Below are 234 nucleotides of genomic sequence, written 5' to 3' on the forward strand. Positions count from 1 at the left end.
GCTCTGTATATGGCATGTCCCAACTCGGTTTATAATCAGCTACACCAATGGCTTTTGCAAAACCTTTAAAGCCTTCAAGCACATGCGCCTGAGCTTCTGGGGCTATTCGTTTATTAATAAACAAGCTGTGCAATTCTTTTGAACGCGCCCAATCAAACCCTATTTTTACTTTTGCAGGAATACAACGCGCTACAAACCCAGCCCTTAATGCAACTTGCATATTAAGTAGTACAT

At 41.5% G+C, this 234-nt stretch carries 1 protein-coding gene; it reads right to left on the reverse strand.

Annotated elements, in window-relative coordinates:
* Nucleotides 1-234: glycosyltransferase family 9 protein (locus AAEY57_RS21180; RefSeq protein WP_350608804.1), on the reverse strand; the 234-nt coding region annotated here is incomplete at both ends.

This window comes from Pseudoalteromonas sp. MER144-MNA-CIBAN-0113 (assembly GCF_040308965.1).
In the GTDB taxonomy this organism is placed as follows: Bacteria; Pseudomonadota; Gammaproteobacteria; order Enterobacterales; family Alteromonadaceae; genus Pseudoalteromonas; species Pseudoalteromonas tetraodonis.